This is a genomic window from Bacillus sp. JJ1521 (assembly GCF_036965165.1).
Classification (GTDB): Bacteria; Bacillota; Bacilli; order Bacillales; family Bacillaceae_L; genus Ferdinandcohnia.
On the sequence record NZ_JBALOX010000206.1, the window covers coordinates 22747 to 29476 of the forward strand.

Annotated in this window: 9 protein-coding genes; all 9 read left to right on the plus strand. The window is 40.5% G+C overall.

Annotated elements, in window-relative coordinates:
• Positions 1-105: 105 nt before the first annotated feature.
• Genes V7147_RS22075 through V7147_RS22110 form a run of 9 tightly spaced genes read left to right on the plus strand, consistent with a single transcriptional unit; the run spans position 106 to position 6700 of the window.
• Positions 106-1047, plus strand: coding sequence for a Phenylacetic acid catabolic protein (locus tag V7147_RS22075; RefSeq protein ID WP_438824631.1), 942 nt, complete (start codon positions 106-108; stop codon positions 1045-1047).
• A gap of 3 nt (positions 1048-1050) precedes the next feature.
• Positions 1051-1383 (plus strand): metal-sulfur cluster assembly factor, encoded by a 333-nt coding sequence (locus tag V7147_RS22080; RefSeq protein WP_335369962.1) that lies wholly within the window; start codon positions 1051-1053, stop codon positions 1381-1383.
• Positions 1380-1604 (plus strand): hypothetical protein, encoded by a 225-nt coding sequence (locus V7147_RS22085; RefSeq protein WP_335369963.1) that lies wholly within the window; start codon positions 1380-1382, stop codon positions 1602-1604. Before V7147_RS22080 ends, V7147_RS22085 begins: the two co-directional genes overlap by 4 nt.
• A 2-nt stretch (positions 1605-1606) precedes the next feature.
• Positions 1607-2239: a Phenylacetic acid catabolic protein gene (locus tag V7147_RS22090; RefSeq protein WP_335369964.1), complete on the plus strand. Its 633-nt coding sequence runs from the start codon at positions 1607-1609 to the stop codon at positions 2237-2239.
• Entirely contained in the window at positions 2229-2393 is a 165-nt protein-coding gene (locus V7147_RS25290; protein WP_438824632.1) for a PaaD-like zinc ribbon domain-containing protein, read from the plus strand. Before V7147_RS22090 ends, V7147_RS25290 begins: the two co-directional genes overlap by 11 nt.
• Before the next feature lie 15 nt (positions 2394-2408).
• Positions 2409-3266 carry a 3-hydroxyacyl-CoA dehydrogenase NAD-binding domain-containing protein gene (locus V7147_RS22095; RefSeq protein ID WP_335369965.1) on the plus strand — a complete coding sequence of 286 codons (858 nt, stop codon included), beginning with the start codon at positions 2409-2411 and terminating at the stop codon, positions 3264-3266.
• The gene (locus V7147_RS22100; RefSeq protein WP_335369966.1) at positions 3256-4002 is read left to right on the plus strand and encodes a 3-hydroxyacyl-CoA dehydrogenase family protein; all 747 of its coding nucleotides are present in this window, start codon (positions 3256-3258) and stop codon (positions 4000-4002) included. Before V7147_RS22095 ends, V7147_RS22100 begins: the two co-directional genes overlap by 11 nt.
• On the plus strand, positions 3999-5198 hold the full coding sequence (locus tag V7147_RS22105) for a thiolase family protein (protein ID WP_335369967.1): 1200 nt from the start codon (positions 3999-4001) through the stop codon (positions 5196-5198). Before V7147_RS22100 ends, V7147_RS22105 begins: the two co-directional genes overlap by 4 nt.
• A gap of 17 nt (positions 5199-5215) precedes the next feature.
• Positions 5216-6700: an aldehyde dehydrogenase family protein gene (locus V7147_RS22110; protein WP_335369968.1), complete on the plus strand. Its 1485-nt coding sequence runs from the start codon at positions 5216-5218 to the stop codon at positions 6698-6700.
• Positions 6701-6730 lie beyond the last annotated feature (30 nt).

Sequence of the window (6730 nt, forward strand, 5' to 3'; positions counted from 1 at the left end):
ACGTTTAAAAAACAACATAAACATGTTGACAAAGAATTTAAAATATTCTATATTACTAAATATAAACGGTAGATAAAAAAACGTAATACAAAGAGGTGTTCATTGATGAGTATAAAGGAAGCTGAGGTATTACTGGAAAAGGTACAAAATGGTTTTATAGTTGAGCGCTTGGAGGATATGAATGATGAATATTTGAAAGCATTGAAACAAACACTGGCGATTGTTGGAGATACAGAACTTCTTAGCGTACCACCATTATTAACAGTCTACGATCAAGCCCCAAACTTAAACTATAAAATCACCGCTCTAGCAGTTATACAAGATGAAATCGGTCATGCTCATATCGCATACCGCTTACTGGAAGATCTCGGTGAGGATATTGATGAAATGCTTTACCGTAGACCAGCGAACCGATGGAAAAATCCATATGCCTTTGATTTTAAATTAGACAACTGGGTTGAATTAGGAGTCTTTAACGGATTGTTTGACCGTTCTGGATATACGCTTTTGGGTGATGCGTATGAACATACTTCCTATGGACCTTGGAAACGTGCACTTGTAAAGGTCGATAAGGAAGAATTATTTCACCTTCGTAATGGTGAAATCATTATGAAAAATGCGATGAAGAAGCCAGAAACAGCAAAGCAGGTACAGGACGCAGTTGATTGGATGTTCTTAATGGCACTTGAGTTCTTCGGTGTTGCGGATAATCTTAAGAGCCGTTCAGCACAATTGGATTATCGATTAAAAGGAAGAACTAATGATGAACTAAGACAAAAGTGGTTATCAACAGCTGTTCCATTCTGTGAATCTATTGGAGTCAAGGTTCCAGCCCATTTCGATGAAGAACAAGGTAAATACGTTATTGATGTTCCATTCCCTTGTAAATTTGATGCTGAAAACAAAAAGTGGTTAACAGACCAACCCGATACATGGGAAGGGGCCATTGAACGCTTTAAGCAAAGAGGACCTCAAAATAAAGAGTTTGTTACTCGAATCCAAAAGGGAGTTTGGGAGTTAGAAGAAATGAGAGCAGAGGAGGCATAAAGCATGAGTGGAATAACCCAAAACGAAAAATCAACAACTAGGTATTGGGATGCCCTTAAGGAAGTGATGGATCCGGAGTTTCCAATTAGTGTTGTGGATATGGGATTAATTTATAACATCACAGAAAATGAAAGCGGTTTAGAGGTTGAAATGACCTATACCTCCACTGGATGTGCTTGTATGCAGTGGATTGAAAATGATATAAAAGAACGTTTGTTAAAAGAAGAAGAGGTAGAAGACGTTAAGATCCAGGTTGTATGGGATCCACCTTGGACAACAGCAAACCTAAGTGAAGAAGGAAAGAACAAATTAAAGCACTGGGGGGTAAGTTCATGACAGTAGAGGACGCAATTAAGCATGATTACCTTCTTCTTACTCGAATCAATCGTGGGGATGAACTTATTCATGTGGGAACATTTAAAGCTGTTAATGATGAATTGGCAAGAATCTATGCGCAGCATATTTACGATGAAGAAGATTGGGTTGAAATGCACGTGGTGAAAAAAGATGCGCTTGTTTGCGTTCGAAGCCCAGAACCATTATTTGCAAAGGAGTGAGGATGTTGACTAAGGAACATATTTCGTTAATAGAACTAGGCGAAACGATTGCCGATAATAAATTTATTTTAGGTGACCGATTAGTCGAAATCGGCATCAGTGGCCCCACATTGGAAGGAACACTTTCATCCATTGCAATGGCTCAGCAGGAACTAGGTCATTCAAGACTTTTATATCGCTGGGTATCTGACCTAACAGGTGTGAAGGCGGAAGTTAAGGCCCAAACAGGCAAGGCATTTCAACAGAATGTGGAAATTGGGAACTGGGTTGAACTCATTGCAGGATTATACGTAACAAATGTTGCAGTTGATTTAGTCATGAAAGCAATGATTGATGCAAATAACCCGAATGTGAACCCACCTTTTACAAAAATGCTAAAGGAGCAGCAGGAGCATCTCATCTACTCACAGAGCTGGTGTGAACAGCTTTTACTTGATAAAGGTTCTATTCCGAGAAGATGCCTTGATGCAATTTCAAATACGGCTCGGGAAGCAAAGGAATGGTTAATCGGGGTAGAAAATGATATGTATTTCGTCACAGAAAACATCATTCCAAAGAATGCGAGATTAGTAGAACAATTTGATGAAACGATTCAAGAAATCTCAAGGGAAATGGCGAAACAAAATGTCGTCTAACAAAGAGAATGTACAGTGTTCATTTTGTTCATCTAATGATGTGAAGAAGATTTCATCCTTTGGTACAGCCCAACTAGTCAGGCAATACTATTGTAATGAATGTAGAAGTGTATTCGAATATATTCGATGGCAAAAGGAAGATGCGGCTAAGTAGAAGGGATCGAATAGTATGCAAATTAACAAAGTTGGTGTGATTGGTTCAGGAACCATGGGGGCAGGGATCGCTCAGTTAATCGTACAAAATGGATACCCTGTTGTTCTCTTTGATATTGATGAAGAAACGGTTTCTCGTGCGAAAGAATCAATAGAATCAAAGCTTGATAGATTAGTTGTAAAAGAAAAAATGAGCCTTTTAACCGCAGAACAAGCGAAAAGGGATTTGAGTACCACAACGGATATGATCTCATTTGCCGACTGCCAATTGGTAATTGAGGCAGCGCCTGAAAAGCTAGAAATCAAACGGTCTATTTTTTCACAACTGGAAAAAATCTGTACGAAAGTTTCGATTTTGGCGTCGAATACTTCCTCACTTTCGATTACAGAAATCTCTGGTCAAAGCGCCAATCCAGAACGAATCGCCGGACTTCACTTTTTTAACCCGGCCCCAATTATGCCACTTGTAGAAGTGGTAAAGGGCTTAAAAACAGCTTCCTCAACTGTTGAAACCCTTGTTCAATTTGCTAAAACCATTCAAAAGAGTCCAGTTATGTGTAAGGATACACCAGGTTTTATCGTGAACCGGGTGGCACGACCATTTTACAATGAAGCTTTACGAATTATGAATGACAAGATTGCATCGGTTGAACAAATCGATCGTATTATGAAACGCGCTGGGAATTTTAAAATGGGTCCTTTCGAATTACAGGATTTAATCGGAATTGATATCAATTTCGCCACTACCAAATCAGTGTATGAAGGATTTCATGGAGAAAGTAGATTCCGTCCTCATTACTTCCAAGAGCGTATGGTTCAATCGGGTAGCTTGGGTAGAAAAACAAAAGGAGGGTTCTTCGAATATGACAACTAAAAACATCGTCATTGTAGGAGATAATTTACTCTCAAAAGAACTCTCCAATTCTTTTCAAGGAAAGGCTGGAGTTCATGTAGTTGATTCCAACCTAGGAATTGCGCAAGTCGATGTTGTGATTGAAACGACTAACCTTGATAAGGAAGAAAAGAAACATAGAATCCAAGAAATTGAAGCAAGTGTTTCGCCTACTACTTTAATTCTATCGACTACTCTTGGTGTAACAGCGACAGAGATTGCTTCATGGCTGACCCACCCTGAAAGAGTAGTAGGGTTTGGGACATTTGCCAATTTTAAAGAAGGCAGCTTAATCGAAGTGGCATTGCCGTTACAAGCAGAGCCAAGGTATGCGCAGGCTGCTGCAGACGTTTTTTCATTGATTGATCAAGACATTGAAATTGTTGAGGATGAAGTAGGATTTGTATTCCCAAGGATTTTATCAATGATTGTCAATGAAGCGGCCTATGCACTAACGGAGCAAGCAGCTGAGGCGGATGCAATTGATGTTGCGATGAAAAAAGGTACCAATTATCCTAAGGGTCCGCTTGAGTGGGCTCAGGAAATCGGGCTTGATGACATATACGCCGTATTAAGTGGTTTATATCGTGAATTGGGAGAAGAGCGTTACCGACCGGCTCCACTTATCCGGAAGCTCGTGTATGCGGGGTGGATTGGTGGAGAAACCGATAAATGCTTTTACCATTATCAAAACCGTAAGAAGGAGCTTTCAGTATGAGAGAAGCTGTCATAATAGATGCTGTTCGGACACCGATTGGGAAACTGAATGGTTCACTCACAAGTGTACGACCAGATGATCTTGCGGGTCATGTGATAAAACAGCTAATGGCTAGGGTAGATCTTGATTCGTCATTAATTGAAGATGTGTTGTTCGGTTGTGCGAATCAAGCAGGTGAGGATAATCGAAACGTTGCAAGAATGGGATTGTTATTAGCGGGTTTGCCTGTTTCGATTCCAGGAGTAACAGTAAATCGCCTTTGTGGATCTGGATTAGAGGCGGTCAATCAGGCTTCTGCAGCGATTAAGTCAGGTTTAGGGGATGTCTTTATTGCTGGTGGAACGGAAAGTATGACCCGTGCGCCGTACGTGATGATGAAACCACAAGTGGCAAATGCGAGAGGGAACCAAACCTTACATGACACTATGCTCGGCTGGAGACTTGTAAATCCAGTAATGAATGATATGTATCCTCCGATTAGTCTAGGAGAAACAGCTGAAAATGTTGCTGAAAAATATGGGGTTTCAAGAGCAGAGCAGGATGAACTTGCGCTTGCAAGTCAAGAAAGGTGCGCAGCGGCGATTAAAAGTGGAAGATTCAATGATGAGATTGTACCGATTGAAATTCCGCAAAGAAAAGGAGCACCTCTCCTTTTCAAGGAAGATGAACATGCTCGTCCTGAAACGACTTTGGAAACATTGTCGAAATTAAAACCTGTTTTCCGAAAGAATGGGACTGTAACAGCGGGAAATTCATCAGGGATTAATGATGGTTCTAGCGCCATTCTTGTAATGGAAAAAGAGCTTGCAGAAAGGCTTGGATTAAAGCCAATTGCGAGAGTCGTAACATCGGCTGTAAGTGGAGTCCATCCAGATTATATGGGAATTGGTCCGGTTCCGGCAACAAGAAAAGCATTGCAAAGAGCCGGTTTAACCGTTAACGATCTTGATTTAATCGAAATTAACGAAGCATTTGCGGCACAGTCTGTTGCCTGCATTAAAGAACTAGAACTTGATATGGACAAAGTGAACGTCAATGGTGGTGCAATTGCATTAGGACATCCGCTTGGGTGTAGCGGTTCACGAATTGTGACAACACTTGTTCATGAGATGCAAAAACGTGATGTGCGTTATGGTTTGGCAACCATGTGCATCGGCGTTGGTCAAGGAATCGCAACGATTATCGAGAAAATGTAAGGAGTGAAACAACATCTATGGTGCATTTAAAAGAAACGTACCAACTCTTAATTAATGGAGAATACTCAAATAGCAGCAATCATGAATTTTTTGAAACCTATAACCCTGCAACTGGTGAAGTTTTAGCAAGAGTGGCAAAGGCAACGAAGGTAGATGTAGATCGAGCTGTTGACGCAGCTAGAAATGCATTTGAAAATGGCAAGTGGCCGAAACTGCCTCAAGCAAGAAGAGCAAGGGTTCTTAATAAAATTGCAGAAATCATGCGTGAACGCTTCAATGACCTCGTTGAAGCAGAAGTATTAAATAGTGGAAAAACAGTCGCTGCTGCAAAAGGACAAATTGGTCAGGCAATTGAAGACTTTGAATTTTATGCGGGAGCCATCACCACCTTTGGCGGACGTACAAACCCGGTTCCAAATGGTTTTTTTAACTACACAGTTAAAGAACCAGTTGGGGTTTGCGCACAAATCATTCCATGGAATTACCCGTTAATGATGGCTGCTTGGAAAATCGCACCTGCAATAGCAGCTGGATGTCCAGTAATACTAAAGCCTGCATCACATACACCGATTACCGCTTATATGCTCGCAGATATTTGTCATGAGGCAGGAGTTCCAGCAGGTGTCGTGAATGTTATCACGGGAAGTGGTTCGGTAATTGGTCCATACTTAACGACTCATCCAGGTGTCGACAAGGTTGCCTTTACAGGTGAAACGGAAACTGGAAAAGACATTATGGCGAAAGCTTCGACAACCTTAAAGCGTGTTACTTTAGAGCTCGGAGGAAAATCTCCTAATATCGTCTTTGATGATGCGGATATTGATGGTGCGGTTGTAGGTTCTATCTATGGTATCTTCTATAACACGGGTCAATCCTGTGAAGCTCGTTCAAGGTTATTTGTACATGAAAATATTTACGATGAGTTTGTCGAAAAGTTTGTTGAAAAGGCTAAAAAACTGAAGGTCGGCGATCCATTCGATAAGGAAACCCATATGGGAGCCCTGATTTCAAAAGAACATGAAGAAGTTGTTGATGGTTATGTAAAGCTTGCTATTGAAGAGGGCGGAGAAATTCTTTATGGAGGAAAAAGACCAGAAGGTGGCGAATTTGATAAAGGTTACTGGTATTTACCAACCGTTATCGGAAATGTAACGAATGATATGCGAATTGCTCAAGAAGAAGTCTTCGGTCCAGTCGTTGTTATCATGAAATTTAAAGATGAAAATGAAGTGCTCAAGCAATCCAATGATTCTATTTTTGGACTTGGTTCAGCTGTTTGGACGAAAGATCATGGTAAAGCACATCGAATAGCAGAAGGTCTTCGTGCAGGTATCGTAATGGTAAACTGTCCAATTTCAGCATTCCCTGGAACACCGTTTGGTGGCTACAAACAATCAGGGTTTGGAAGAGAATTAAGTGTTGAAACACTTGACCTTTATACTGAAACAAAGAGTGTTGTCTCTTATAATGGTGAACGTCCACTAAATATTTTCAGAATATAATTTATTTAAATAATTTTCATTATACTAAAT

Excerpts from the sequence above, each read along its gene's own strand:
- V7147_RS25290 (WP_438824632.1), top strand. The coding sequence starts at position 2,229 with ATGTCGTCTAACAAAGAGAATGTACAGTGTTCATTTTGTTCATCTAAT.
- V7147_RS22090 (WP_335369964.1), top strand. The coding sequence starts at position 1,607 with ATGTTGACTAAGGAACATATTTCGTTAATAGAACTAGGCGAAACGATT.
- V7147_RS22100 (WP_335369966.1), top strand. The coding sequence starts at position 3,256 with ATGACAACTAAAAACATCGTCATTGTAGGAGATAATTTACTCTCAAAA.
- V7147_RS22110 (WP_335369968.1), top strand. The coding sequence starts at position 5,216 with ATGGTGCATTTAAAAGAAACGTACCAACTCTTAATTAATGGAGAATAC.
- V7147_RS22085 (WP_335369963.1), top strand. The coding sequence starts at position 1,380 with ATGACAGTAGAGGACGCAATTAAGCATGATTACCTTCTTCTTACTCGA.
- V7147_RS22075 (WP_438824631.1), top strand. The coding sequence starts at position 106 with ATGAGTATAAAGGAAGCTGAGGTATTACTGGAAAAGGTACAAAATGGT.
- V7147_RS22095 (WP_335369965.1), top strand. The coding sequence starts at position 2,409 with ATGCAAATTAACAAAGTTGGTGTGATTGGTTCAGGAACCATGGGGGCA.
- V7147_RS22105 (WP_335369967.1), top strand. The coding sequence starts at position 3,999 with ATGAGAGAAGCTGTCATAATAGATGCTGTTCGGACACCGATTGGGAAA.
- V7147_RS22080 (WP_335369962.1), top strand. The coding sequence starts at position 1,051 with ATGAGTGGAATAACCCAAAACGAAAAATCAACAACTAGGTATTGGGAT.